Origin of the sequence: Litoreibacter ponti (genome assembly GCF_003054285.1) — a bacterium.
In the GTDB taxonomy this organism is placed as follows: domain Bacteria; phylum Pseudomonadota; class Alphaproteobacteria; order Rhodobacterales; family Rhodobacteraceae; genus Litoreibacter; species Litoreibacter ponti.
Genome location: NZ_QBKS01000001.1, coordinates 2,128,097 through 2,151,588, shown reverse-complemented (window position 1 = coordinate 2,151,588; position 23,492 = coordinate 2,128,097). Strand labels below are relative to the sequence as shown.

General features: G+C 65.0%; 25 protein-coding genes. 8 read left to right on the top strand and 17 right to left on the bottom strand.

From position 1 onward, the window contains the following. Positions 1–105: 105 nt before the first annotated feature. The 5 genes from C8N43_RS10960 to sseA form a co-directional block, all read right to left on the bottom strand. Positions 106–732: a queuosine precursor transporter gene (locus C8N43_RS10960; RefSeq protein WP_107845633.1), complete on the bottom strand. Its 627-nt coding sequence runs from the start codon at positions 730–732 to the stop codon at positions 106–108. 242 nt (positions 733–974) lie between these two features. Beyond that, positions 975–1,346: a hypothetical protein gene (locus C8N43_RS10955; protein ID WP_107845632.1), complete on the bottom strand. Its 372-nt coding sequence runs from the start codon at positions 1,344–1,346 to the stop codon at positions 975–977. Further along, positions 1,343–1,807 carry a lytic transglycosylase domain-containing protein gene (locus C8N43_RS10950; protein WP_107845631.1) on the bottom strand — a complete coding sequence of 155 codons (465 nt, stop codon included), beginning with the start codon at positions 1,805–1,807 and terminating at the stop codon, positions 1,343–1,345. Before C8N43_RS10950 ends, C8N43_RS10955 begins: the two co-directional genes overlap by 4 nt. A gap of 67 nt (positions 1,808–1,874) precedes the next feature. Then, a complete protein-coding gene (locus C8N43_RS10945; protein WP_107845630.1) occupies positions 1,875–3,059 on the bottom strand; it encodes an amino acid aminotransferase in 1,185 nt (394 codons plus the stop codon). Continuing rightward, complete coding sequence (sseA, locus tag C8N43_RS10940) at positions 3,060–3,908, bottom strand: 3-mercaptopyruvate sulfurtransferase (RefSeq protein ID WP_107845629.1); 849 nt, start codon at positions 3,906–3,908, stop codon at positions 3,060–3,062. Positions 3,909–4,130: 222 nt separating this feature from the next. On the opposite strand from sseA, the gene C8N43_RS19480 reads away from it, so the two are divergent. After that, entirely contained in the window at positions 4,131–4,835 is a 705-nt protein-coding gene (locus C8N43_RS19480) for a hypothetical protein (protein ID WP_146174206.1), read from the top strand. 68 nt (positions 4,836–4,903) lie between these two features. Here the strand turns inward: C8N43_RS19480 and smpB are convergent, their stop codons facing one another. The 4 genes from smpB to dapA all read right to left on the bottom strand — a co-directional run bounded on the left by smpB (position 4,904) and on the right by dapA (position 7,758). Beyond that, on the bottom strand, positions 4,904–5,389 hold the full coding sequence (gene smpB, locus C8N43_RS10935; RefSeq protein ID WP_107845628.1) for an SsrA-binding protein SmpB: 486 nt from the start codon (positions 5,387–5,389) through the stop codon (positions 4,904–4,906). Between the two features lie 75 nt (positions 5,390–5,464). Next, positions 5,465–6,127, bottom strand: a complete 663-nt coding sequence (locus tag C8N43_RS10930) for a hypothetical protein (protein ID WP_146174205.1) — start codon at positions 6,125–6,127, stop codon at positions 5,465–5,467. Positions 6,128–6,268: 141 nt separating this feature from the next. After that, on the bottom strand, positions 6,269–6,886 hold the full coding sequence (locus C8N43_RS10925) for a LysE family translocator (RefSeq protein ID WP_107845626.1): 618 nt from the start codon (positions 6,884–6,886) through the stop codon (positions 6,269–6,271). Next, positions 6,886–7,758 (bottom strand): 4-hydroxy-tetrahydrodipicolinate synthase, encoded by an 873-nt coding sequence (dapA, locus tag C8N43_RS10920; RefSeq protein ID WP_107845625.1) that lies wholly within the window; start codon positions 7,756–7,758, stop codon positions 6,886–6,888. The genes C8N43_RS10925 and dapA overlap by 1 nt, the downstream gene beginning before the upstream one ends. 146 nt (positions 7,759–7,904) lie before the next feature. Here dapA and C8N43_RS10915 point away from each other — a divergent pair, with 146 nt between their 5' ends. Further along, positions 7,905–9,833: a lytic transglycosylase domain-containing protein gene (locus tag C8N43_RS10915; RefSeq protein WP_107845624.1), complete on the top strand. Its 1,929-nt coding sequence runs from the start codon at positions 7,905–7,907 to the stop codon at positions 9,831–9,833. A 2-nt stretch (positions 9,834–9,835) separates the two neighbouring features. On the opposite strand, the gene C8N43_RS10910 is transcribed toward C8N43_RS10915, so the two are convergent. Both C8N43_RS10910 and C8N43_RS10905 read right to left on the bottom strand, forming a co-directional pair. After that, entirely contained in the window at positions 9,836–10,627 is a 792-nt protein-coding gene (locus tag C8N43_RS10910) for an anti-sigma factor family protein (protein WP_107845623.1), read from the bottom strand. Next, positions 10,624–11,115 (bottom strand): RNA polymerase sigma factor, encoded by a 492-nt coding sequence (locus tag C8N43_RS10905; RefSeq protein WP_107846331.1) that lies wholly within the window; start codon positions 11,113–11,115, stop codon positions 10,624–10,626. The genes C8N43_RS10910 and C8N43_RS10905 overlap by 4 nt, the downstream gene beginning before the upstream one ends. Before the next feature lie 294 nt (positions 11,116–11,409). Between C8N43_RS10905 and C8N43_RS10900 the strand changes: the two genes are divergently transcribed. After that, the gene (locus C8N43_RS10900; RefSeq protein ID WP_107845622.1) at positions 11,410–11,787 is read left to right on the top strand and encodes a COG4315 family predicted lipoprotein; all 378 of its coding nucleotides are present in this window, start codon (positions 11,410–11,412) and stop codon (positions 11,785–11,787) included. Positions 11,788–11,836: 49 nt separating this feature from the next. Here the strand turns inward: C8N43_RS10900 and C8N43_RS10895 are convergent, their stop codons facing one another. Next, complete coding sequence (locus C8N43_RS10895; protein ID WP_107845621.1) at positions 11,837–12,709, bottom strand: DMT family transporter; 873 nt, start codon at positions 12,707–12,709, stop codon at positions 11,837–11,839. After that, a complete protein-coding gene (mnmC2, locus tag C8N43_RS10890; protein ID WP_146174204.1) occupies positions 12,706–13,350 on the bottom strand; it encodes a tRNA (5-methylaminomethyl-2-thiouridine)(34)-methyltransferase MnmC2 in 645 nt (214 codons plus the stop codon). The genes C8N43_RS10895 and mnmC2 overlap by 4 nt, the downstream gene beginning before the upstream one ends. 58 nt (positions 13,351–13,408) lie before the next feature. Between mnmC2 and C8N43_RS10885 the strand changes: the two genes are divergently transcribed. Next, complete coding sequence (locus C8N43_RS10885) at positions 13,409–14,446, top strand: NAD(P)/FAD-dependent oxidoreductase (protein ID WP_107845620.1); 1,038 nt, start codon at positions 13,409–13,411, stop codon at positions 14,444–14,446. Between the two features lie 44 nt (positions 14,447–14,490). Here C8N43_RS10885 and C8N43_RS10880 read toward each other — a convergent pair whose 3' ends face one another. Further along, complete coding sequence (locus tag C8N43_RS10880) at positions 14,491–15,276, bottom strand: HTD2 family dehydratase (protein ID WP_107846329.1); 786 nt, start codon at positions 15,274–15,276, stop codon at positions 14,491–14,493. A gap of 44 nt (positions 15,277–15,320) precedes the next feature. On the opposite strand from C8N43_RS10880, the gene C8N43_RS10875 reads away from it, so the two are divergent. Both C8N43_RS10875 and C8N43_RS10870 read left to right on the top strand, forming a co-directional pair. Continuing rightward, the gene (locus C8N43_RS10875; RefSeq protein WP_107845619.1) at positions 15,321–15,728 is read left to right on the top strand and encodes a VOC family protein; all 408 of its coding nucleotides are present in this window, start codon (positions 15,321–15,323) and stop codon (positions 15,726–15,728) included. Between the two features lie 27 nt (positions 15,729–15,755). Next, positions 15,756–16,469 carry a TSUP family transporter gene (locus C8N43_RS10870; protein WP_158269966.1) on the top strand — a complete coding sequence of 238 codons (714 nt, stop codon included), beginning with the start codon at positions 15,756–15,758 and terminating at the stop codon, positions 16,467–16,469. Here C8N43_RS10870 and C8N43_RS10865 read toward each other — a convergent pair. Beyond that, on the bottom strand, positions 16,453–16,992 hold the full coding sequence (locus tag C8N43_RS10865; protein WP_107845617.1) for an NADPH-dependent FMN reductase: 540 nt from the start codon (positions 16,990–16,992) through the stop codon (positions 16,453–16,455). The genes C8N43_RS10870 and C8N43_RS10865 overlap by 17 nt on opposite strands. 86 nt (positions 16,993–17,078) lie before the next feature. Here C8N43_RS10865 and C8N43_RS10860 point away from each other — a divergent pair, with 86 nt between their 5' ends. Then, positions 17,079–18,743, top strand: coding sequence for a thiamine pyrophosphate-binding protein (locus tag C8N43_RS10860; RefSeq protein ID WP_107845616.1), 1,665 nt, complete (start codon positions 17,079–17,081; stop codon positions 18,741–18,743). A 13-nt stretch (positions 18,744–18,756) separates the two neighbouring features. On the opposite strand, the gene cobO is transcribed toward C8N43_RS10860, so the two are convergent. Further along, positions 18,757–19,377 (bottom strand): cob(I)yrinic acid a,c-diamide adenosyltransferase, encoded by a 621-nt coding sequence (gene cobO, locus C8N43_RS10855; RefSeq protein WP_107845615.1) that lies wholly within the window; start codon positions 19,375–19,377, stop codon positions 18,757–18,759. A gap of 130 nt (positions 19,378–19,507) precedes the next feature. Between cobO and C8N43_RS10850 the strand changes: the two genes are divergently transcribed. Continuing rightward, positions 19,508–19,801, top strand: a complete 294-nt coding sequence (locus C8N43_RS10850) for a hypothetical protein (protein WP_107845614.1) — start codon at positions 19,508–19,510, stop codon at positions 19,799–19,801. A gap of 4 nt (positions 19,802–19,805) precedes the next feature. On the opposite strand, the gene cobN is transcribed toward C8N43_RS10850, so the two are convergent. Next, positions 19,806–23,465, bottom strand: coding sequence for a cobaltochelatase subunit CobN (gene cobN / locus C8N43_RS10845; RefSeq protein WP_107845613.1), 3,660 nt, complete (start codon positions 23,463–23,465; stop codon positions 19,806–19,808). Between the last annotated feature and the right edge of the window lie 27 nt (positions 23,466–23,492).

Here is a 23,492-nt window from a genome sequence, read left to right as displayed (position 1 = left end):
TGCTTGACACCTCGCTCCAATATCACTCTAGACATGGACACCTCCTTTCTCTGGTTGCTGTTGAGATTGAAGGTGCCACATCTTGTGGTCAAAGCAAGAAAAATCTCACGCCGGTTGCTGGGAAACTTTCGCAACGATCATCCGGAAGGGGATCAGGGCGAGGAGGGCGACGGCGAGTTTGACGGCCCAGTCGGCGATGGCGAGCGAGACCCAGAGCGGCTGCACAGCGCCGAGGCCCAGCAGCGGAACCCCCTCCCAAGCCCATGAAATCGCAGCATCATTTCCCGCGCCGAACAGCGTCACGGAGGCCGAGAAGGCGAGCGAAAAGAAGATCGCCGTATCCACCGTGGAGCCGATCAGGGTCGAGGCGAGGGGTGCTTTCCACCACACCCCGGCGCGAAGGCGGTCGAAGATCGAAACGTCCAAAAGTTGTGCAGTCAGGAACGCAATGGCCGAGGCCACGGCGATGCGCAGCGGCACGGCGGGGCCGTATTCCAGCATGATCTGCGAGCCGATCAGCGAGCAGACAATACCCACCAAAAAGCCTGCAAAAACAACGCGCCGCGCGGCCTGCGGGCCATAGACGCGGTTCATCACGTCGGTCACCAGGAACGCAATCGGATAGGTGAACGCCCCCCAGGTGAGCCAATCGCCCAGCAGGAATTGCACAAGGATGTTGGAGGCGACCACGACGGCGGCCATGGCAAAAATGCCGGGGAGAAGACGTGTCATAATGAGGTCCCGTTTTGACAAGGTAGCGGAGAACTTGGATGGGCGGCGTGTAAGGGAGCCGCGCCCGGGTGGCAAGTGTTAATGGTGCGAACGGTGAGTGACGCAGTGGCAACGGGCTGCGCGCCCGGGACGCCCGTTAACCAAGACTGGCAAGGGGTTTTGGCCGGTCGGATACCTGTCGGCTTTGCGTCGGACTTTTGTCTGGCATTGCCCACGGGTGGCTTGCCGGGACGCGCAAAAGGTTAACGCTTCTCCGCGATCAAACGCACAGTGCGCCGCCGCACATAATCCTGGTCGAAGAAGTCGATCAGGCTGACGACCCGTCGATCCCCGATTGCGGGAATGACCGTATCGGCGGGCACGGGAAATTGCACGATGCGGCCGGAAAACTGCTGACAGATATCATGGTCACCTTGGCGTGCTTCAAACCTTGCTTTGGCCTCGGTCACACGCAGAACGGCGCGCGGCGGCCGGGGGGGCGCACCAATGGGACTTTCGTCGATGATTGTCTGGGTGACAGTCCCGCTGAGGATGCACGCGGCGGTATAAGACGCCTGCGCCGGGGTCCAGAACAGGAGCGTGCCGAGACTTGCAAAGGCGCAAACGGCCTTCATCCGGGGCGCAGGCCGGTTTCGACCAGTTTTCCCTGCCGCTTGGCTTCGTAGTAGTAGCCGCGGGAGTACCATTTGACGGCGGTGGCCTCGTCCCCATCCGCCAGCAGCCACGCGCCGCGCAGGTATTTCACGGCGTATTTCAGGTTGGTCTCGGCATCGAGCAGCTCGGAAGGCGGGCCGCGATGGCCCATCGTGCGGGCGGTCTCGGGCAGGATCTGCATCAGGCCATAATACGGCCCGTTGCGCGCGCCGGGGCGGTGGGTGCTTTCGCGGATGATCTGGCGATGCACCAGCGTGCGGGGCACCTCGTAGAAATCGGCATATTTGTTGATCAGCGCCCGAAGCTCTGGCGTCTCGTTGGGGTGCAACGGGATCGTGTCAGCAAGCGCGACAGGCTCAGGATCAGAGCCGCCGCAAGCCGTCAGGGCAAGAAGAGCGGAGAGGATGAGTGCACGGATCATGGCCCAACCGATAACGCTGCATCGTGCGTGCGCCAAGCGGGCATCGCCGCCGTCGGCGGGATACGGCTTAGACGCCAGCCTCGACGATTGCGTCGGCAAGGATCGGCACCGAATCCGCATTCAGCCCGGCGATGTTCAGACGGCTGTCGGAGACCATGTAGATGCCATGGCTCTCGCGCATCTGCTCGACCTGCGCCTCTGTCGCGCCGAGGCGGGAGAACATGCCGCGGTGCTGGGCGAGGAAGTCGAACCGGTCAGAATTGATGCGCTTGCGCAAAGCGTCGGCCAGTTGCTGGCGCAGGGACAGCATGCCGTTGCGGATGCCTTCAAGTTCTGTCTGCCAATCGGCACGCAGCAGATCGTCCTGCAAAACCATGGTCACCAAACGCGCGCCGTGGTCGGGCGGGAAGGAGTAGTTCTGCCGGTTCAAAAACGCCACCGTCGCCTGATTGAGCGCGGTCTTGGCGGCGTCCTGGCTGACACACATCAACAGCCCGGCGCGTTCGCGGTAGACACCGAAATTCTTAGAACAGCTTGCCGCGATCAGCATCTCGGGCTGGGTCTTGGCGAGGTGGCGGGGGCCGAAGGCGTCGGCCTCCAGCCCGTCGCCAAAGCCCTGATAGGCGATGTCGACAAAGGGGATCAGCTGCTTGGCGCGCAGGAAATCGGCAACCTCCTGCCACTGCGCATAGGTCAGATTTGCGCCGGTCGGATTGTGGCAACAGCCATGCAGCAGCACGACGTCACCGGGCTTCGCCTTGTCCAGATCGGTCAGCATCCCGTTGAAATCGACCCCGCGCGTCGCGTCGTCGAAATAGCGGTACTCGGCCATCGGCATGCCGAGATATTTGATGATCGACGGGTGGTTCGGCCAGGTCGGCGCGGATAGCCAGATGCGCGCCTCGGGCGCGGCCATGCGGATTAGCTCCAGCCCCTGCCGGATCGCGCCGGTGCCGCCGGGCGTCGCCGCGCAGGCGATCTGATCGGCGGAGACCGTGTCGCCCAGCACCAGCTGCGACAACGCGCTGTGGAAGCCCGCATCGCCCGCAAGCCCGGTGTAGCTTTTGGTGTCCTCGACCTGCCACAGCTTCTGCTCTGCCGCCTTGACGGCGCGCATCACCGGGGTACGGCCCTCGGCATCCTTGTAGACGCCCACGCCCAGATCGATCTTCTGGTCGCGCGGATCGGCGCGGAAGGCCGCCATCAGGGCGAGGATCTTGTCAGCCGGTTGCGGCTTCAGCTGGTCGAACATTTAGCCCGTCTCCACGGCGAGTTGATCGAATTGGCCCCATTCGGCCCAGGAGCCGTCGTAGAGCGCGTGATTGTGGTTGCCGATGCGCTCCAGCGCCAAGGTCAGGATCGCGGCCGTCACGCCGGAGCCGCAGGTGGTGATCACGGGCTTGCTCAGATCGGCGCCCGCGTCATGGAACACCTCGCGCAGCTCGGCCGGGCTTTTCATCGTGTTGTCGGCGTTCAGCACCGATTTGTACGGCACGTTTTTGGACCCGGGGATGTGGCCCGCGCGCAGGCCCTCGCGCGGCTCGGGCTCTTCGCCCTTGAAGCGCGGCGCACCGCGGGCATCAAGGATCGTGTGATCGCCCAGCTTCGAGGCGGCGGCCACCTGCGTGACATCGCGCACCATGTGGGCCTGCCGCTGCACGGTGATGTGGCGCTCCTTGTGGAGCGGGGGCAGATCCTCGGTCGGGCGGCCCTCGGTCAGCCATTTGGGATAGCCGCCATCGAGCACGGCGACATCCGTCTTGCCCATCAGGCGGTAGAGCCACCAGACCCGCGCCGCCGAGAACAGCCCGGCCCCGTCATAGACCACGATCTGGTGCCCATCGCCCACGCCGAGCGCGCGAGAGCGGGACATGAACTTCTCCACCGGCGGGGCCATGTGAGGCAGGGCGGAGCGGGTGTCGGAAATCTCGTCGATGTCAAAGAAGCGCGCGCCGGGGATATGCCCGCGCTCATACTCGGCGCGCCCGTCGCGGCCCATATCCGGAAGGTACCACGATGCGTCGAGGATCCGCAGGTCAGGATTTTGCAGATGGTCTTCGAGCCATTTGGTCGAGACAAGGGTCTTCGGGTCGTCACTCATAGCGGGCCTCCACGCGGGGTTGCCTTTTGGTAGACCTGTGACCGGTCAGAGGCAAGTGGAGCGGGCACAATGGCCCGCGAAACCTTGGGGGCTGGGGGGTAGGATTGGTCTTTGATTGAGGACGGTAGCACGGGACGAAGCAGTCGTTCGTTGCAGCTGTGCCGATGTCTGCTTCTGACAAAGACAACCAAAGGGCCTTTATGTATCTATGGTGCAAGCGGATTGCTCTATAAACTGAGCAGTGGAATACGAGTTGGAAAGCAAACGTTGCGTAGAAATTTCCCCCAGAAAGAGACGGTCGCACTCTCCGACGTTGAGGCTTCATTGACCTATCAGCGTTTTGGTAGTGCGGGCGGAAATCCTGATAAGCGTGAAGACACGCATATGTGGGAGTTTTCGTTAAAACTGCCTATGAAAAACTCTTTTTTCGTCACACGTCCCGCTAAGGTTTTATCTGGGCTGGTTTCCGTGACTTGTCCAACTTTCTACTGCGCGAAATGCGAATTTGAAGCAAAACATGGCAGAGACGCTTGGGGTAAGATTTCGATTGCAGATTGGAACATCGAAACGAAAGAACATTTCCAGAGGTTTCCTCAGCATATGATTGTAACCGATGTGGATGATCGCAAGCAATCACTGCAGTGGAATGGGTTTTCCAAACGCGAGACAGAGAAAGCTATAAATGCACTGGCGCAGCTGATTTTCATTTCCCAATCAAGCTTTGCACTACACAATGACGCAAGAGGCATAGCTGAGGGTGGATATTATGCAGATACTTTGAGAACGAGTTTGGCACATCCGATGGGAACCTTTCGGCGGTGTTTTCTTGCCCCAAAAACGAGAGACCAAGCGCCGACAACCCACTCGAAAGGGGAGGTCCTACCAAACTACCTTCGTCGAGAGTGGATTGCCAAAAGCCGACTTTAACGCAGTTTGCTGCAACCGCCACTTATGGCTCAAAAACGGTCGTCTGTATTTGACAACTCGCTCCGGCCCTACCCGTGCTCCTTCATCAGCCGCGCCTTGGAGCGTTGCCAGTCGCGCTTGGCCGAGGTCTCGCGCTTGTCGTGTAGCTTCTTGCCCTTGGCGATGCCGATTTTGATCTTCGCACGGCCCTTGTGGTTGAAGTACAGCACCAGCGGCACCAGCGTCATGCCTTCGCGCTGGGTGGCCGACCACAGCTTCGCCAGTTCGCGCTGCTTGACCAGCAGCTTGCGGCGGCGGCGTTCCTCGTGCTGGAAGGTGCGGGCCTGATCGTAGGGCGGGATGTAGCTGTTGACGAGCCACAGCTCGCCATCCTCGACGGCGGCGTAGCTCTCGGCGATCTGGGCCTGGCCGGTGCGCAGGGATTTGACCTCGGACCCCTCCAGCATGATGCCACATTCGAGGTCCTCCTCGATGGCATAGTCAAACCGCGCGCGGCGGTTTTCCGCCACGATCTTGTAGTTCCGCTCTTCCGCTGATTTGGGTTTCTTGGCCATAAGACCCTTTAGGTAGGCGCTCGGCCTTGGAGGGTCAATCCACGCGAGGACCGCGAACCCAGTCCAAGGGCCTGATCAGGGTGTCGAGAGTGCGCCGGGCCTTGAGGTGTTCTCTCCGATGAAGCTGCCGCCGATGACGGTCAGCAACACATCACCTGTCACATCTCCTGTCACGGTGCCAGCGACGGCATTCCCTTCAGGACTGGAGCTGCCCGGCCCGGTAAACGGATCGAACACCTCCAGAAACTCGCCCGACATATTCATATCGACCGCGGCGTTCAGCAATGTGCCTGCGTCCGGGATCACAATGTTGCCCGTGAGGTCAGCGTCGATGACGCCGTTGGTGGTGTAGGTGCCATCGATTTGCAAAGTGCCGCCAAGACGTGCGGTGTCGCCGGTTGCCACATCCTCGCTGAGCAGCCCGTTGACTGAGCCGTCGATGTCGCGGCCCTGAAATGTGGCGGTCATCACCATGTCGCCGACCACGTTTGAATCCCCCGATGGCCCGGTTAGGTTCACTCCGACCTGCCCGGTGTATGTGGCCGAGCCTGAAATCGGTCCAGGCGCGCGATTGCTGCTCGCGGCATTCAAAGCGATCAGCTTGTCGACCAGTTCGGCCTCTGTGGCGTCGAAAACGGCGTTCGCGACTGGCCCGGTCGTGCTTCCGCCGCCGCCACCACCGCCGCAGGCAGACAGGCCCAAAACACACCCAATGGTCATCAAAGTTCTAATCGTCATGAATTTCTCGCAGCACAAATCCCCAAACGTATGGTTGGGAGGTTTCGGCATATTTGTCAAAGAGATAGTGGCACCAGCGCCTCTGTGATGCGCGACGTCAGGTTGATCGACATGGCCCGGGGCCGCCGTCAATGGCGGGGCTTAGCGCGCGGGAAGTTCGCGCCAGCCCTTGTAGACCAGCAGCGCGCCGACGCCGATCAGCCCCATGCCGGAGATCTTGTCGACGCTCAGGCGCGCGCCAACCCCGCGGGTCAGGGTCGTGTAGGCCAGCATGGCATAGAAGACGATCGAGGCCGCATCGAGTGCGATGAAGATCGCGCCATAGATCAGCGACTGGGTCGCGATGCTGAGCTCCGGGTTGATGAAGCCCGGAAAGAGCGCGGCGAAGAAGACGATCGCCTTCGGATTGGTGACGCAGGCGAAGAACCCCGACAGAAAGACCGAGCGGTGCGAGGCCCGCACGGCCTGTGCGCCGGGCCTCGACGTGAGCGCCTTGTATCCAAGGTAAATGATGTAGAGCCCGCCTGCGATTTGCAGCGCGGGCAACACCTGCGCCGCGACGCTCATCAGCGCCTGCATGCTGGCCACCGCCACGAGGATATGAACGAGCGTTCCAAGCGCATCGCCTGCGACACAGACCAGCATCGCGCGCGGCCCGTGTTTGATCGCCTGGGCGGAGGCCAGCGCGCAGGACGGCCCCGGTGTCGCGATGATGACCAGCGTCGCGGCCAGGAAGGCCGCGAACAGGGCCGGATCCATCAATTCAGAAGCCCGGCATAGACCATCGCGTCCTTGATGGCGGCCTTCGTGCTGTCCTCGAGCCCGGTGAGCGGACGGCGGACCTCCTCGGTGCATTTGCCCAGAAGGGACGCGCCGTATTTGGCGCCGACAAGGCCCGGCTCGGTGAAGATCGCCTTGTGCAGCGGCATCAGCCGGTCAAGCTGCGTCCGGGCGGTGGCGTAGTCTCCGCTCAGGGTGCTTTCCTGGAACTCGGCGCAAAGCTTCGGCGCGACATTGGCCGTCACCGAGATGCAGCCGATCCCGCCATGGGCGTTGAAGCCCAATGCGGTGGCATCCTCGCCTGAAAGCTGCACGAAATCCGGCCCGCAGGTCATGCGCTGCTGCGGCACGCGGCTGAGGTCCCCGGTCGCGTCCTTCACCCCGATGATGTGGGGGTTCTTGGCCAGCGTGCCCATCGTCTCGGGCGTCATGTCGATGACCGAGCGGGGCGGGATGTTGTAGATCACGATCGGCAGACCCACCTCGGCGGCGGCCTCGAAATGTGCGATCAGCCCCTGCTGGGTGGGCTTGTTGTAGTAGGGCGTGACCACAAGGGCCGCATCGGCGCCCGCGGCCTTGGCATGCTCGACCAGACGCACGGTCTCGCGGGTCGAATTTGAACCGGCCCCTGCGATCACCGGGATACGGCCTGCGGCGGTGTCGACCACGGCTGCCACGACCGCGTCGTGTTCTTCATGGGTCAGCGTCGGGCTTTCGCCGGTCGTACCGACGGGCACCAGCCCGTGCGAGCCCTGCTCGATATGCCACTCAACCAGGTGTTTGAGCGCGTCAAAATCCACTGCGCCGTTTGCAAACGGCGTGATCAGTGCGGGCATGGAGCCTTTGAACATGACACGTTCTCCTTGGGTTAAGTTCTAATTGCCAAGCCCCGATACCGTTGGCGGAGCGCCGCCGCAAGAGGCAGATCGCGCGCCGGTGAGTTGCAAGGCCCGCCTGTGCGGCTACCTATAGGCCAGAGGTCTGGAGGATAAGCGCCATGGTGGCACGGGTGATCGGTTTGGTGACGGCACTGTGGCTGAGCACCGGCGCGGCATGGGCGCAGTCCGTTCTTGCCGATGCGGTGGCAGCCGCAGGGGCGGGCGACTGGCAAAGCGTCGATGACCTGCGCCCGGACATCGAAAACCAAGCCGCCCGCGACGTGATCGGTTGGATGCGCCTGCGCGGCCGTCAGGGCGATTTCGAGGAATGCCGCGACTTTCTCGCGCGCAATGGTGACTGGCCGGGCCTGCCGCTGCTGCGACTGCGCTGTGAATACACGATCCCACGGGACGGCGCGGCGGCACCGGTGCTGGCGTTCTTTGGCGAAACCCTGCCGCAGACCGGGACGGGCTCGCTCCGGCTGGCCGCCGCTCGGAAGGACACAGGCCGCACCGGCGAGGCCACCGCCGAGGCCCGGCGCGCCTGGGTGACCCACGTGATGTCGGAGGCGGAGCATCAGGCCTTCGTGGACCGCCACGGCGACGCGCTGAAAGATCTGCACACCGTCCGGCTCGATATGCTGCTGTGGGAGGGGGCCGAGCGCGCGGCGCGCCGCATGTTTAACCTTGTGCCTGAAAGCCGGGCAAAGCTCGCCCTCGCCCGGATCGCCCTGCGCAAGGATGAGAACGGCGTCGATGCGTTGATCGAGGCGGTGCCCGCCGCTTTGCGCGAAGATGCGGGTCTCGCGTTCGAGCGCTTCATTTGGCGGGCCCGCAAAGGCCGCGTCGAGGGCGCGGTCGAGATTCTGATGGAACGCTCGCTGTCGGCCAAGGACCTCGGACGCCCGATCGCATGGGCCAACCGCCGCCGCGCGCTCGCGCGACAACTCATGCGCGACGGGCAGTTCGGGCTGGCCTACTCGGTCGCCTCGCAGCACTTCCTTGATGCCGGATCTGCCTTTGCCGACCTCGAGTGGCTGGCGGGATTCATCGCGCTGCGCAAGCTCGACGCCCCCGCCGAGGCACTGATCCATTTCAGCCGGTTCGAGGCCGCGGTGGCGACGCCCATCTCGCTGGGGCGCGCGGGCTACTGGCTGGGCCGGACCCACACCGCGCTGGGCGACGATGCGGCGGCGGCGGAGGCCTATGCAGAGGGCGCGAGCTACCAGTCGTCCTTCTATGGCCAGCTCGCCGCGGAGGCGGCAGGCCTGCCGCGCGACCCGGCGATGGCGGGAGCAGAGATATTTCCGGATTGGACGGACGCTGCGTTCACCACATCCTCCGTATTCGAGGCCGCGTTGCAGCTTGATGACGCGGGCCTGCGGTCCTTAGCGGAGCGGTTCCTTGTGCATCTGGGCGAAAGCCAAAGCCGGGAGGGGCTGGGCCAACTCGCCCAAGTGGCGCTTGAGCGCGAGGAGCCGCACATCGCGCTGATGATCGCCAAGCAGGCCGCGCGGCAGGGCCACGAGCTTTACGAGGCCTATTTCCCCCTTGCCGTGCCGCAGGGCATCTACACGCAGTTGCCGCCGGAGTTCCCGCTGGCCATCGCGCGGCGCGAAAGTGAGTTCGATCCTGTCGTTGTCTCTGGCGCGGGGGCGATGGGGCTGATGCAGCTCATGCCCGGCACCGCGCAGGAGATGGCCGGTGCCGTGGGCGAGGACTACGCCCGCGACCAGCTGCTGGAGGACCCCGAATACAACGCGCGGCTGGGCATTGCCTATCTTGAAGAGCTCGCCTCGCGCTTCGCGGACAACCCGGTGCTGATGTCGATCGGCTACAACGCAGGTCCCAGCCGGGCGGAGCGCTGGCCGGAGCTTTACGGCGACCCGCGCGCCGAGGATGTCGACGTGATCGACTGGATCGAGGGCATCCCGTTCCGCGAGACCCGCAACTACGTCATGCGCGTCACGGAAAGCTTTGCACCCTATCGCGCGCGGTTGAACGGTGAGGTCGACGATATCTCGTTGCTGAAATTGCTGAAGCGGTAGCCTCAGACGTCGATTGCGGCGGTTTGAGCGATCGCTTCCAGATCTGCCCGGCCCGCATCCCCGACCACGACGAAATTGGCGGTATCGCCACCCCAGCTCACCATCTCGAAATCGCCGATCTGGCGCGTGGTGAAGCCATCCGCCGGGCTGTCGCTTTGCAAAAGGCACAAGGCCACGACACCGCCTTGCGCGTCCGTGTACATCAGCTGTGCCACCGGCTTGCCCGCGGCGACCAGAAGGCGGCCGCCTTCGAATGTCAGCCCATGGCTGCGGAGATCGGCGATGCGCACCGGCGCGCCGACGGTTTTGGAGAGCCAGGTTTCGATATGATCGGCCTCGTCCGCGCCGACCTCGACCAGATGGCGGGTCTGGCCCGCGTAGACGCGGTGGTAATCGGCGATATCGGCCAGCCATGCCGGGGGCGCGGCGGCGGCAAGCTCCACGCCGCGGCTCGTGCCCTGATTGTAGCCCGCCATGAAGCCGCTGACGCCGCCCAGCCCCAGGGCCAGGACGACGGACGCCGCGACCAGCCACGCGCGCCCGGACGGCGGCGCAGGTGTGTTGGCGACCGCGCCCACCGGCGCGTCATGGATCGCTTGCGCCAGCGCTGCGGGCACCGGATCGGTGAGCATCTCCGCAAAGGCGCCCTGCGCGACCGCGTCGGCCTCCATCAGTGCCTGCAACTGGGCCTGAAGGGCGGGATCAGTCTCGAGCGCGGCCTCGATCTCGCGCGCCTCGGCGTCGGGCAGTTCGCCGTCGAGAAAAGCGCTCAGTTTTGTCTCGTCAAAGCTCACAGGCTCTCTCCTGCAGGGGTGGCGATTTGCTTGGCCAATGCCTTACGGGCGCGATGGACGCGGCTCATCACGGTGCCCAGGGGTATATCGAACAGCTCCGCGGCTTCGGCATAGCTATAGCCTTCGACGCTGACGGCCAGCAGGATTGCCGACAAATCCTCGGGCAGGGCGGCCAGCTGCGCGCGCAGCTGCCGCGCCTCCATCGCGTGCTCGCCCGTGACGATCGACACCAGTTCGGGGCTTTCTTCGGCGGGCACCTGGCCCTCGCCCATGCGCACCTTGCGCTTGCGCATCTCGCTGATCCACAGGTTGCGGGTGATGCGGAACATCCAGCGGTCCAGCGGCTGGGTTGGATCCCACTGGTCGGCGCGCGCGAGGGCGCGCAGGCAGGCTTCCTGCACCAGATCGTCGGCCTCCACCGCCGAGCGGGTCAGCGATGCCGCGAAGCGCCGCAGCCGCGGCAGCAACGCAATCAGGTCGTTCTTCATGGCTGTGGACACATCGCCCCCGTGATCGCGTATGCAGACAGGTCGCGCTGCACGGCTCATTTGTGCAACGCGCAGCCCTTCGATGCAATGCGGCCCGGCTGGGATTACGGCAAGCATTTTCACTCCTTATTGCGCCTGTCATGGGGTCTACGCCCGAGGGCTGCAAAAAATTTCATCTTTTTTCGCCAGCGCGGGAATAAGCCCGGGGTCCGGGGCGTAGTGGTCAGCAGAGAGAGCCTGAACCTCGCTCGACCTGAACCAAAAGCAAACGTTGACCAAAAGGAATTGAGAGACATGAAACGCACCCTGACCATTGCCCTGACCGCCGCTGCCTTGCTCGCCGCTCCGGCCTCCGCCGCCGTTCTGGGCGCCGTGAACTCCGATATCGGCAAGGTTCTTGTCGCGGCCAAGACCGGCATGACGCTGTACACGTTCCGCAAGGACGCAAAGAACCAGTCGAACTGCTACGGCGACTGCGCCGAAGCATGGCCGCCGTTCGTGGCCGGGGCGTCCGCCAAGGCGGATGGCGCGCTGGGCATCGTGGCCCGCAAGGACGGCACCCGCCAATGGACGCTCAACGGCCAGCCACTTTACTTCTGGGCGGGCGATCAGGCCAAGGGCGACGTGACCGGCGACGGGGTGGGCGGTGTCTGGGACGCCGTGCGCAACTGAGTTCCCCATAGTAACGAGTGCCGGGGGCTGCGATAAGCGGCCCCCTTTTTTATGCCCGCGCCAAGCGGCGCTCGCGCAGGGCGGTGAAGATGCCCGCAGCAATCACCAGCGCCGCGCCGATCATCACGTTGACCGCCAGCGTCTCGCCGAACACGGTCATGCCGATGATCGACACGAAGACCAGCTGCAAATAGGCAAACGGCTGCACGGCAGAAGCCTCTGCGGTCTCGTAGGTCTTGATCAGCAGGTAATGCCCCAACGCGCCGGTGATACACAGCGCGAGCATCCACAGGTAGTCGGTGGGGGTCATCGGCTCCCAGAACCAGATGCCGGTCACCGTCATGCCAACGGCCCCCGCGATTCCGGTCCAGAAAAAGCTGGTGGCCGCACTGTCGCGCCGCGCCGCATAGCGTGTGAGCAGCGAATAGAGCGCAAACATCGCCGCCGACAGCACCGCGATCAGCGCGTAGGGCGAGAAGACCCCGAAGCCGGGCTTGAGGATGATCAGCACGCCGATCAAGCCCACGCCGATGGCCAGCCAGCGGAAGCGCCCCACCGTCTCGCCCAGAAGCGGGCCCGACAGGGCGGCCACGATCAGCGGGTACGCGGCGAAGATCGCCATGCTTTCGATCAGGCCCAAAAGGGTGAAGGCCAGCACCATCACGCAGACCTCGGCGGCCAGAAGCAGCCCGCGAAAGATCTGCAGCACCGGCTGTTCGGTGGCGGCCGCCTGCCGGATTGAGCCCGCCCGCCGGGCCGAGATCGTCAGCACGAAGGCGGCGAAGAACCAGTACCGGATCATCACGACAAGGATGACGTTGTACTGATCCGCCAGGTAGCGCGAGATGCCGTCCTGGCTGGCAAAGATCAGCATTGTCAGCGACATCAGCATGATGCCCCGGCGGGTGTCGTTGCCGGTCATGCCAGCCGCCCCACCGACATGTGCCGCTTGCTCCCGAAACCCGCGATGCGCTGCACCTCGAACCCGGCCTTTGCCAGCGCGCGCCGGACGTGGCCCGCGGCAGTATAGGTCGCGAATGTGCCTTTCGGCGCGGTGTGCCGGGCGACCTCATGCAAAAGGGCGTCGTCCCACAGCTCCGGGTTCTTGGCGGGCGAGAAGCCGTCGAGAAACCACGCATCCGCGCGCCCCTGCCATTGCGGCAGGGTCTGTCGCGCATCGCCCAGGATGATGTCGGCGTGCAGCCTGTCCGTGCGGATCTGCGTCGCGGGCCAATGGTCGAGCAGGGGGCTGGGGTCGAGCTCCGCAAAGGCGCGCAGCGCCTGCTCCATATCGGCCCGCGCCATCGGGTAGGCCTCAAAACTGGTGAAATGCAGTCGGCCCTCGGGCATCGCCTGCAGCGCGGTCAGCATCGACAGGCCCGTGCCGAAGCCCAGCTCCGCAATCCGGAAGCCGTCGCGGAAGCGCCCGGGCAGGCCATTGCCATGCAAGAAGACATGACGGGTCTCCTCCAGCCCGCCCGCCAGCGAGAAATACGGATCATCGAAGCGCGTGGCGATCGGCGTCTGATCGCGCCATTCTAGCTGCGCCGTCTGGTCGGTCATGGGGGAATGCTCTAGCTGTCTCAGGCGCGAGGATGCGCAAAACGAGGTTGGCTTGTCCATGGCGGAATTCAAAGCGGATATTTGCGTGCGCGGGGCGGGCATCTTCGGCCTGTCGGTCGCCTGGGCCTGCGTGACGCGCGGCGCGCGGGTCTGCGTGGTCGATCCGCGCGGCGTGGCGGCTGGCGCGTCCGGCGGGATCGTCGGCGCGCTGGCCCCGCACACGCCAGAACAGTGGAACGAGAAGAAGCAGTTCCAGCTGGAAAGCCTGCTCGCGGCCGAAGGGTTCTGGGCCGAGGTCGATGCGGTCTCCGGCCTGTCGTCGGGCTACGGACGCCTCGGGCGGGTGCAGCCGGTGCTCGACGACGCGGGGCTGGCCCTGGCAGAGCGCCGCGCGGCCAGCGCGACCGCGCTCTGGGGTGCAGCGGCGCAGTGGCGCGTCGAGGCGGCCGAGGGCGCGTGGATGCCGGTGTCTCCCACGGGCCGCGTGATCTTTGACACGCTGTCAGCCCGCCTGCATCCCCGGCAGGCCTGTCTGTCCCTGGCACAGGCCCTGCGCCGCAAGGGGGTGGTGTTCTTGGACAGCGCGGCGGGCGGGGTCGTGATCGACTGCACCGGCTACGAAGGGCTGGACGCGATGACGGCCAAGCATTCGCGCCAAGTCGGAAACGGCGTCAAAGGGCAGGCGTTGCTGTTGGATCATGACGCGCGCGACCTGCCGCAGATCTATGCGGACGGATTGCATATCGTGCCCCATGCGGACGGGACGGTCGCAATCGGATCAACGTCGGAGCGCTATTTCGAGGCGCCCGCGTCAACCGACGGCCAGGTGGATGAGCTGCGCGCGCGGGCGGTGGCCCATGTCCCGCGTCTTGCAACCGCCCCCGTCATCGGGCGGTGGGCCGGGGTGCGACCGCGCGCCCGGTCCCGCGCGCCGATGCTGGGGCCACACCCGTTCGAGCAGGGTGCCTATGTCGCCAATGGCGGGTTCAAGATCGGCTTCGGCGTCGCGCCCAAGGTGGGCGAGGTGATGGCCGATCTGGTGCTGGACGGCGTCGACCGCATCCCCGAGCCTTTCCGGGCGGAGCGCTGCCTTTAGACCGCGTCGCCTTCTGAGTATTTTTGCCAAAACGAAGCCGTGGATCATGCCGCGGTCGCGGTGAGACATTGTCGGCCATCGGCGGCGCGCGCCCAGAGTGTCAGCCCGTCACCCTCGGGTCTCGCGCAAAACGTAGCCTCTTCGCCATCCATCAGGGGGGCGGTGGCGCGAAAGTCGAACCGTCGCACTGCGCCGAGCAAATCTTCGGCCATCAGCATCACGTACTGCGCCAGAAGCGGGCCGTGGACCACCAGCCCGCCATAGCCCTCGACACCTGTCGCATAGTCACGGTCGTAATGGATGCGGTGACCGTTGAAGGTCAGAGCGGAGTAGCGGAAGAGCTCTGTCGGGGTGAAGATATGCGTCTTGCGCGTCGTTTGGTCGTCGGGGGCGGGCGGGGGCGTGCCCTTGGGGGCGTCGGCCGCGCGGTAGATCAGGTCCTGCTCTTCGCTCACCAACAGCTGCCCATCTTGAGACACCTCATGGCGCAGGGTCACCAGCCCCAACGGGCCGGTGCGCCCGGTCTTGCGATCCGCCCGAAGCAGCGTCGTGGTCTTGGTCGCCTGCGTGCCGAGGGTCGGGGTTGCGTGGAACCGCAGCCGCCCGCCCGCCCACATGCGTCGCGGCAGCCCCAGGTCGGGGATCAGCCCGCCGGTGGCTGGATGGCCGTCCCGTCCAAGCGATTTTGGCGATTGGGCGTCCCAGAAATAGATCTGGTGCCAGAACGGGCGGGGCGTGGCGTCGGGCAGGGACAGGGTCGCCGCCAGCGCCGCGATCCGGGCCGGGTCGAGTATGTCATGGGACGTATGAAACTCTTGATCTTGGGTCATGGTGCAAGCATGCTCGCGCGCGACAGCGAAAGGCAAGCGCTCCCATGCAACCCCGGCTCGACAGCCTCGATCACTTCGTGCTTACCGTGGCCGACATGGGCGCGACCTGCGCCTTCTACGGCGATGTTCTGGGCATGGAGGTCGAAACCTTTCACCCTGCCGATGGCTCGACCCGGACCGCGCTGAAATTCGGCGCGATGAAGATCAATCTGCATCCCCAGGGTGGCGAGTTCGAACCCCATGCCCGCGCGCCCGCGCCGGGGACGGCGGATCTGTGTTTTCTGACGCGCTCCAGCCTGGAGGAGTGGGTTCTGCACCTCGACACCCACGGGATCGAGCTCGAGGACGGCCCGGTCACCCGCAGCGGCGCGCAGGGCCCGCTGCAATCCGTCTATATCCGGGACCCGGACGGCAATCTCATCGAAATCTCAGTTCAGATGCCGACCGGCTAGCCTGTGCTGGCGCTCATCCCAGACGGCATGACGCTCGTCATCTGCGGCTGCGCGGCCTTCATCGGCACGGTGGTCCAGCGCCTGACCGGGCAGGGCTTCGGCATGATCGCGGCCCCGGTCGTGGCGCTGGTGGCGCCGGGCTATCTGCCCACGGCCTTGCTTCTGGTGGGCGTCGCCGTGGGCCTGAGCTCTGCGGCGTTTGACCTGTCGGCCGTGGTGCGGCGTGATCTTGGCCCCGGATTTCTCGGGCGGGCCCTGGGTGCCTTCATCGCGGCGGCCCTCGCGGCGCGGCTGGCGGATCGGGCGGACCTGTTTGGCGCGGTCGTAGCTTGTGTCGTGCTGGTGGCGATTGTCCTGTCGCTGGTGGGCCTGCGCGTGCGCATCTCGCCCGGCTCGCTGATGCTGGCGGGCACCGCGGCCGGGATCATGGGCACGCTTACCGCGATCGGCGCGCCGCCCATGGCGCTTCTCTACCAGCATGTCGAGCAGCGCCGCGCGGCCGCCACTCAAAATGTCTTCTTTTTTTTCGGCATGGCCGTCAGCCTGCTGGCCCTTTGGCTGCAAGGGCTTGTCGCGATGCATCACCTCGCGCTTGCGGTGGCCATATCGCCAGCGGTTCCCTTGGGACTGGCCGCGAGCCAGCCGTTGGCGCGGCGCGTCGCCCGCCAAAGCATAAGGCCGATTGCCTTGGCCCTTGCTGGCTGCGCTGCGGGCGCGCTGCTGCTCAAGAGCCTCGCGTGACCTCTGTCTTCAGCGCGTCCATCAGCCCGGTCATGAACTTGACGTAGCTCTCGCCGGTCAGGCGGCCGTCCTCGCCGAACTCGTTTTGTGCCCCGCCCACCAGGACCTCTGGGCCTTGCAGAATGCGCGGGCGGAAGGCCATCATCCGCAGGCGCAGGTCGAATTGCGCGCGTTCGCCGCCTGCGCGCCCGGCGGTGGCGGACATGATCGCGACGGGCTTGCCGTCCCACGGGTTGCCCTCGGTCCGGCTTACCCAGTCGAGCGCGTTCTTCAGAACCCCGGAGATGCCCTTGCTATACTCGGGGGTGGAGATCACCACGGCATCGGCGGCCGCGATCTGATCGGCGAGGGTCTGCACCTCTGCGGGGATGCCGCTTTGCTCTTCAAGGTCGCCATCGTAGAGCGGGAACCGCACCGAGCCTTCGGTAAACTCAGAGGCCCCGCCAATGCGCGCCGCCTCGCGGATGAGCTTGCGGTTGAAGCTGTCTTGGCGCAGCGAGCCGGAAATGCCGAGCAGGTTCATGGGGTGTCTGTCCTTCGGTTGGTTGGTTTTGGTTGCACATAGAGCCCGCGTGCCCAAAGACTACGCCCAGAAACAGGGAGGGGCTCATGGCACCACGGCATGGCGGCAAAATTCTCAGCGACCAGCTGAAGATCCAGGGTGTGGATCGCGTTTTTTCCGTGCCGGGCGAGAGTTTCCTTGCGGCGCTCGACGGGCTGTATGAGAGCGGCATCCAGAACGTGGTCTGCCGTCAGGAAGGCGGCGCGTCCATGATGGCCGAGGCCCACGGCAAGCTCACGGGCAAGCCCGGCGTGGCCTTCGTGACCCGCGGTCCTGGTGCCACAAATGCGTCGTCGGGCCTGCATGTGGCGATGCAGGACAGCACGCCGCTTGTGCTGTTCGTGGGCCAGATCGCGCGCGATCACCGCGACCGCGAGGCGTTCCAGGAGGTTGATTACCGCCAGCTCTTCGGTGGCCTCGTGAAATGGGTGGCGGAGGTCGACCAGACCGAGCGGCTGCCGGAATATATCGTCCGGGCCTTCCAGTTGGCGCAGTCTGGTCGCCCCGGTCCCGTGGTGCTGGCCTTGCCGGAGGACATGCTGTCTTCGGTGGCGGACGTGCCGGATCGCGCCCCGGTCGTCGTCTCGCGCGGGCGGGCCCGCGACGCGGATGCGTTGGACATCATCGCGCGGATCGAGCGGGCGGAACGGCCCCTCGTGATCGCGGGCGGCTCAATCTGGTCTGCCGCCGCCGCCGCCGATCTGGAGAACTTCGCCGCAGGCTTCGATCTGCCTGTTGCGGTGCCGTTCCGGCGGCAGGACCACATGAACAACAACCACCCCTGCTATGTCGGCGATCTTGGCGTGGGCATGAACCCCGCATTGGCCCAGCGGCTGCGTGAGGCCGACCTGCTGCTGGTTCTCGGCGCCCGGCTGGGCGACATCGCGACGAACGGATATTCGCTGGTAGACGTCGCGCGGCACGGAAAAACCCTGATCCATGTCCATCCCAGCCCCGACGCGCCCGGTCATGTCTATCAGCCTGACTTCGCCTACACCTCCGACGCCGCGGAGATGGTCGAGCTTCTGGCGCAGAACGCACCGGCGTTGTCCCAGCCTTCGACGTGGCGGTCAGAGGCCCGCGTGGCTTTTGAGGCGTGGCAGCAGCCACAGGCGACGCCCGGTTCAGTCCAGATGGAGCAGGTCATCCCGTGGCTGTCCGCCCATCTGCCCGATGATGCCATCGTGACCAATGGCGCGGGCAACTACGCAGCATTCCTGCACCGCTACTTCCGGTTCCGCGGCTACAAGACCCAGCTCGCACCCACCTCCGGCTCCATGGGTTACGGTTTTCCTGCGTCGATCGCGGCCAAACTGGCGCATCCCGACCGGGCGGTGGTCTGCCTTGCCGGCGACGGGTGTTTCCAGATGACCTGCAATGAGATGTCGACCGCCATTCAGCACGGCGCGGCGGTGATCGTGGTCGTGGTGAACAACGGCAAATACGGCACGATCCGCATGCATCAGGAAAAGACCTACCCGGGCCGGGTCAGCGGAACCCAGATCGCAAACCCCGATTTCGCGGCGCTTGCCCGGGCCTATGGCGGGTTCGGTGCGACAGTGACCCGGACCGAAGACTTCGCAAATGCGTTCAAAGAATCGTCCGAGGCAGGCGTGTTGTCTGTCATCGAGCTGCAGCTCGACGACGAGGTCCTGTCCACCGGCATGACCCTCTCCCAGACCCGCGCTCAAGGCGAGGGCGCGGCGCGTTAACCTTAATGGCGCGTTAGTATTCGACGCCGATCTGGGCCTTGATCCCTGAGCGGAACGGATGCTTCACCAGCTCCATTTCGGTCACAAGATCCGCAGCCTCGATCAGCTCGTCCTTGGCGTTGCGCCCGGTCAGCACGACATGGGTCATCTCGGGCTTTTCCGACGCCAGAAAGGCCACGACCTCGTTGACGTCGATGTAGTCGTAGCGCATCGCGATGTTGATCTCGTCGAGCAGCACCATGTGGTGAGACGGGTCGCGGATCAGCTCCTTGGCCTTGGCCCATGCGGCTTGCGCCATCTCGATGTCGCGGGACTTGTCCTGCGTCTCCCAGGTGAAGCCTTCGCCCATGGTGTGAAACGCGCAAGTGTCGGAAAACTTGCCCAAAATCAGGTCCCGCTCCCCGGTGCTCATACCGCCCTTGATGAACTGCACCACTGCGCATTTCATGTCATGGGCGATGCAGCGGAAGATCATCCCGAACGCGGCAGAGCTCTTGCCCTTGCCCTTGCCGGTATGCACGATGATCAGCCCCTTCTTGTCGGTCTTGGTGGCCATGATCTTGTCCCGCGCGGCCTTCTTCTTGGCCATCTTGCTGGCGTGGCGGGCAAGCTCGTCTGGGGTGTCGGTCGGCATGGGATCTCCTGGGTCAGAGTGGTCGGCCTAGGGTGTTGGAGCGTGGCCCCGGATGCAAGTGCAAAGCGCGTAACTCTTTCTTAAGGGCGCGTTTCTATCTTGCCTCCACACCAGATTCTCGGAGACGCCCGTGGCGCGGTTCTTGCCCTATCTCAACCTCTTGATCCTCGTGGCCTGTGGCGCGCCCAGCATGGGCGTCATCGGCGGGCAGAGCGAGCGTGTCACCGTTGGCGACTATGTGTTCGAAGTGAATTTCAAGGGTTCTCGGGCCGAAGCCTATCGCACCAACACGCTTTGGGCGCCCAAGGCGCGGCAGGTTTTCGCGGCAGGGGCCACCGCGATGGAACAGGTAACGGGATGTCATGTCGTGCGCAGCTCCGTGCGCGGTGATGTGGCGCTGGTGCAGGCCGACCTCTTGTGTTGAGCCATCAGGCCAGAAGCCGGTCAATCAAGGCGCGGGCCGAGTTGCTCTTTGGTCGCCAAAGCCCTCTCTCGATTGCTTCGTCAAGCCGTTGCGCCATCTCCCGCAAGGCCGCCGGGTTGTGGTCCTCGATGAACTCGCGCGTGTCCTCGTCCTCCAGAAACGCCTGATGCACCAGATCGAAATGGTGGTCGCGCACGGCCCCGGTCGTCGCGGCGAAGGCGAACAGGTAATCCAGCGACGCGGCCATTTCGAACGCGCCCTTGTAGCCGTGGCGCTTCACGCCCTCGATCCATTTCGGGTTCACCACACGGGACCGCACAACCCGGCCGATCTCGTCTTCCAGAGTGCGGATCACAGGACGCTCCGGACGGGAATGATCGTTGTGATAGACCGGCTGCGCCCGGCCCTGCAGGGTCTGGATCGCCGCCGCCGCGCCGCCTTCGAACTGGTAGTAGTCATCGCTGTCGAGCAGGTCATGCTCGCGGTTGTCTTGGTTTTGCACCACCGCCTCCGCCTGTCCCAACCGCGCCTCGAACCCGTCGCGGTCCAGCGCGCCCGCGCTGTCCTTGCCATAGGCGTAGCTCCCCCATTGCAGATAGGCCTCGGCCAAATCAGCCGTGTCCGCCCAGAGCCGCTCGTCGATCATCGCCTGCAGCCCCGCCCCGTAGGCCCCGGGCTTCGAGCCATAGACCCGGTGCGCCCCGCCATTGGCCCGCGCCGGGTTCTCGGACGCGGGCTCGTCGCAGGCCTGAACCGCCCGAGCGGCGCTGTCGACCAGATCGATCAGCTGCGGGAAGGCGTCGCGGAAAAATCCCGAGACCCGCAGCGTGACGTCCACACGCGGTCGGCCCAGCACGCCCAAGGGCAAGACCTCGAACCCGGTCACGCGCCGGTTCGCGGCATCCCAGGTCGGCTTGCAGCCCATCAGCGCCAGCGCTTGCGCGATGTCATCGCCGCCCGTGCGCATGTTCGCCGTCCCCCAGGCGTTCAACAAAAGCGCGCGGGGCCAGTCGCCATGGGTCTGCAGATGTTTTTCGATCAGCAGATTGGCCGATTTCCAGCCAAGCGCCCATGCGGTTGGTGTGGGCACCGCCCGGCTGTCGACCGAGAAGAAGTTGCGCCCTGTGGGCAGCACATCCAGGCGGCCCCGCGTCGGGGCGCCTGAAGGTGCCGGGGCGACGAAGTGCCCCCGGAGGGCGCTGAGAAGCCCCGTCCCCTCTTCCACTCCGCAGGCCGCGACCGTCGGTTGCACATGGGCGCGGATATGCTCCATCACCGCGTTCGAGGCTGGTCCAACGGCAGGTGCGCCATCGACGATCCGGATCGCCAAATCCTCCAGACGCTCGACCGTATCGCCGGTGCTTCGCCACGCGCCGCCGCCCAGAACTTCCGGCCTCAGGCCGTCCCATGGCTCCGCCATATCAGCCGAAAGCGGGTCAAATCCCAGCTCCAGATCGTCGGCCAAGGCCCGGATCAGCGACTCATCCGCGCCCGTCCCGCCGCCGCGTGGCACCCGCGTCAGGGCTATGATCAAATCACGCGCTTGATCCCCCTCGGGCGCGCGCCCGAAGATATGAAGCCCGTCGCGGATCTGCGCCTCCTTCAACTCGCACAGATAGGCGTCGAGCTTTGCCAGATCGCCGTCCTCATCACCCGAAAACCCGACATCCTCCGACAGGCCGGTGGCCGATGTCATTGACAGAATTTCGCGGCGCAGATGCGCGATCCGTCGCGGATCGACCCCGGCGGCTTCGTAATATTCATCCACCAAGGCTTCGAGGTCCTTCAGCGGCCCATAGGTCTCGGCGCGGGTCATCGGCGGGGTCAGGTGGTCGATGATCACCGCCTGCGCGCGGCGCTTGGCCTGCGTGCCTTCGCCCGGGTCGTTGACGATGAACGGGTAGACATGCGGCACCGGGCCCAACACCGCCTCTGGCCAGCATTCGTCGGACAGCGCCAGCGCCTTGCCGGGCAGCCATTCCAGATTGCCATGCTTGCCCATATGCACCAGCGCATGGGCGCCGAATTCGAACCGCAGCCAGAAGTAGAACGCCAGATAGTTGTGCGGCGGAACCAAGTCGGGCGAGTGGTACGTGTCCGTCGGATCGATATTGTAGCCGCGCGCAGGTTGTAGCCCGACAACCGCATTTCCGAAGCGATGCACGCTCAGTTTGAACGCCGCGCCGTCGAAGAACGGATCCGCCTCCGGCGCGCCCCAACGGTCCTCGATCTGCTGGCGAAGCTCATAAGGTAGCTTGCCGTATTCCGCGCGATACGCGTCGAGCGAAAGCGCCTCGCCCCCCTCGCGCTCGGCCCGGTCGGTCAGCCAATTCGTGGGCCCCGCCATGATCCGGTCCATCAACGCCTTGCTATTCTCAGGTGCGCCCTCAACGGCATAGCTGTCATCGCGCAAAAGCTGCAGCACGTGGGCCGTCGCCTCCGGCGTGTCGAGGCCGACCCCATTAGCCAGCCTGCCATCCTTGTTCGGATAATTCGCGAGGATCAGCGCGACCCGGCGGTCGGCCTCAGACGTGCGGCGCAGCCGTGCCCAGGCCGCGGCCAGATCGGCCACGAATTGGATACGATCGCCGCGGGCGCGGTAGGTGGCAATCGGGCATTCGGTCGCCGCGTCAAAGTAGGCCTCGTCCTTGAAGCTGACCGCGCGGGACAGGATGCGGCCATCGACCTCCGGCAAGGCCACGTTCATCGCAATGTCGCGGCCCGAAAGGCCGGTCAGCCCGTCTGCCCACGCGGCCTCATTCGAGGAAGAGAACACAACCTGAAAGATCGGGGCCTTGTTGGCCATCGGGGCCGCCAAAGGGTTGCCCGCGCTGGTGTCACCCTGATGCGGCGAGCCGACGGCAAACGAGGTCGCGTTGAGGATCACATCCGGCGGGGCCTGCGCAAACAAAGTCTCCAGCGTGGCGACGGAGACCGGGTCTTTCAGCGAGGCCACGAAGATCGGCAGCGGGTTCAGTCCTGCGCGCAGCAGGGATTTGACCAGCCGGTTGACCGGGTTCAGCCCCGCGCCTTGCACCAGCGCGCGGTAGAATATCAGCGGTACGACAGGCGCGCAATCGCTCCATGCCTCTTGCGCCGCCGCCAGGTCGGACACTCCGGCGCCCGGCCAGTAGACGCCCGCGCGCAAGAGCGGCGCGGCGGGCGACGGCTTGTCCAAGCCGTTCAGCATCGCCTGCGCATAGCTCAGGAAGTTCTCGGCGTTTTGCGGCCCGCCTTCGACCAGATAGGCCCAAAGCGTGTCGTAATCCTCGTCCGAGACCGTGGACAAACCGCGCAGCTCCGCGTCCGGCTTGTCATCGCCCGGCAGCAGCGCCAGCGGTACGCCCGCGTCATGGCAATGGGCCGCATATTGCTCGGCCCCGTATTTCCAGTAGCCCGTGCCGCCCAACACCCGCGCGATGACCAATTTCGACTTGGTCGCGCAGGCTTCGATATGCAGATCGACCGACATGGGGTGGATCAGGTGCGTGAGGTTGGCGAGCCGTAGCCCCGGCGGGTCGGCCAGCTCGCCCCGCGCAGCAGACAGCGCCGCCAGCTCGGTATCGGCGGCGGAGATGAACACGACATCCGCAGGTGTCTGGCCCAGATCGACGGGCTCCTGGCCATTGTCGATACGACCGGGCGTGGCAGCAAGAAGGTGCATGTTGGGACGCCTCCGGCGGGACTATTT

What these genes read in the sequence shown, in the direction of transcription:
- smpB (WP_107845628.1), bottom strand. Translation starts at nt 5,389, where the DNA reads ATGGCCAAGAAACCCAAATCAGCGGAAGAGCGGAACTACAAGATCGTG.
- sseA (WP_107845629.1), bottom strand. Translation starts at nt 3,908, where the DNA reads ATGAGTGACGACCCGAAGACCCTTGTCTCGACCAAATGGCTCGAAGAC.
- C8N43_RS10860 (WP_107845616.1), top strand. Translation starts at nt 17,079, where the DNA reads ATGGCACCACGGCATGGCGGCAAAATTCTCAGCGACCAGCTGAAGATC.
- C8N43_RS10870 (WP_158269966.1), top strand. Translation starts at nt 15,756, where the DNA reads ATGACGCTCGTCATCTGCGGCTGCGCGGCCTTCATCGGCACGGTGGTC.
- C8N43_RS10900 (WP_107845622.1), top strand. Translation starts at nt 11,410, where the DNA reads ATGAAACGCACCCTGACCATTGCCCTGACCGCCGCTGCCTTGCTCGCC.
- C8N43_RS10945 (WP_107845630.1), bottom strand. Translation starts at nt 3,059, where the DNA reads ATGTTCGACCAGCTGAAGCCGCAACCGGCTGACAAGATCCTCGCCCTG.
- C8N43_RS10950 (WP_107845631.1), bottom strand. Translation starts at nt 1,807, where the DNA reads ATGATCCGTGCACTCATCCTCTCCGCTCTTCTTGCCCTGACGGCTTGC.
- C8N43_RS10885 (WP_107845620.1), top strand. Translation starts at nt 13,409, where the DNA reads ATGGCGGAATTCAAAGCGGATATTTGCGTGCGCGGGGCGGGCATCTTC.
- cobN (WP_107845613.1), bottom strand. Translation starts at nt 23,465, where the DNA reads ATGCACCTTCTTGCTGCCACGCCCGGTCGTATCGACAATGGCCAGGAG.
- C8N43_RS10915 (WP_107845624.1), top strand. Translation starts at nt 7,905, where the DNA reads ATGGTGGCACGGGTGATCGGTTTGGTGACGGCACTGTGGCTGAGCACC.
- C8N43_RS10925 (WP_107845626.1), bottom strand. Translation starts at nt 6,886, where the DNA reads ATGGATCCGGCCCTGTTCGCGGCCTTCCTGGCCGCGACGCTGGTCATC.
- C8N43_RS10880 (WP_107846329.1), bottom strand. Translation starts at nt 15,276, where the DNA reads ATGACCCAAGATCAAGAGTTTCATACGTCCCATGACATACTCGACCCG.
- C8N43_RS10930 (WP_146174205.1), bottom strand. Translation starts at nt 6,127, where the DNA reads ATGACGATTAGAACTTTGATGACCATTGGGTGTGTTTTGGGCCTGTCT.
- C8N43_RS10865 (WP_107845617.1), bottom strand. Translation starts at nt 16,992, where the DNA reads ATGAACCTGCTCGGCATTTCCGGCTCGCTGCGCCAAGACAGCTTCAAC.
- mnmC2 (WP_146174204.1), bottom strand. Translation starts at nt 13,350, where the DNA reads ATGACCGACCAGACGGCGCAGCTAGAATGGCGCGATCAGACGCCGATC.
- cobO (WP_107845615.1), bottom strand. Translation starts at nt 19,377, where the DNA reads ATGCCGACCGACACCCCAGACGAGCTTGCCCGCCACGCCAGCAAGATG.
- C8N43_RS10875 (WP_107845619.1), top strand. Translation starts at nt 15,321, where the DNA reads ATGCAACCCCGGCTCGACAGCCTCGATCACTTCGTGCTTACCGTGGCC.
- C8N43_RS10905 (WP_107846331.1), bottom strand. Translation starts at nt 11,115, where the DNA reads ATGAAGAACGACCTGATTGCGTTGCTGCCGCGGCTGCGGCGCTTCGCG.
- C8N43_RS10895 (WP_107845621.1), bottom strand. Translation starts at nt 12,709, where the DNA reads ATGACCGGCAACGACACCCGCCGGGGCATCATGCTGATGTCGCTGACA.
- C8N43_RS10955 (WP_107845632.1), bottom strand. Translation starts at nt 1,346, where the DNA reads ATGAAGGCCGTTTGCGCCTTTGCAAGTCTCGGCACGCTCCTGTTCTGG.
- dapA (WP_107845625.1), bottom strand. Translation starts at nt 7,758, where the DNA reads ATGTTCAAAGGCTCCATGCCCGCACTGATCACGCCGTTTGCAAACGGC.
- C8N43_RS10960 (WP_107845633.1), bottom strand. Translation starts at nt 732, where the DNA reads ATGACACGTCTTCTCCCCGGCATTTTTGCCATGGCCGCCGTCGTGGTC.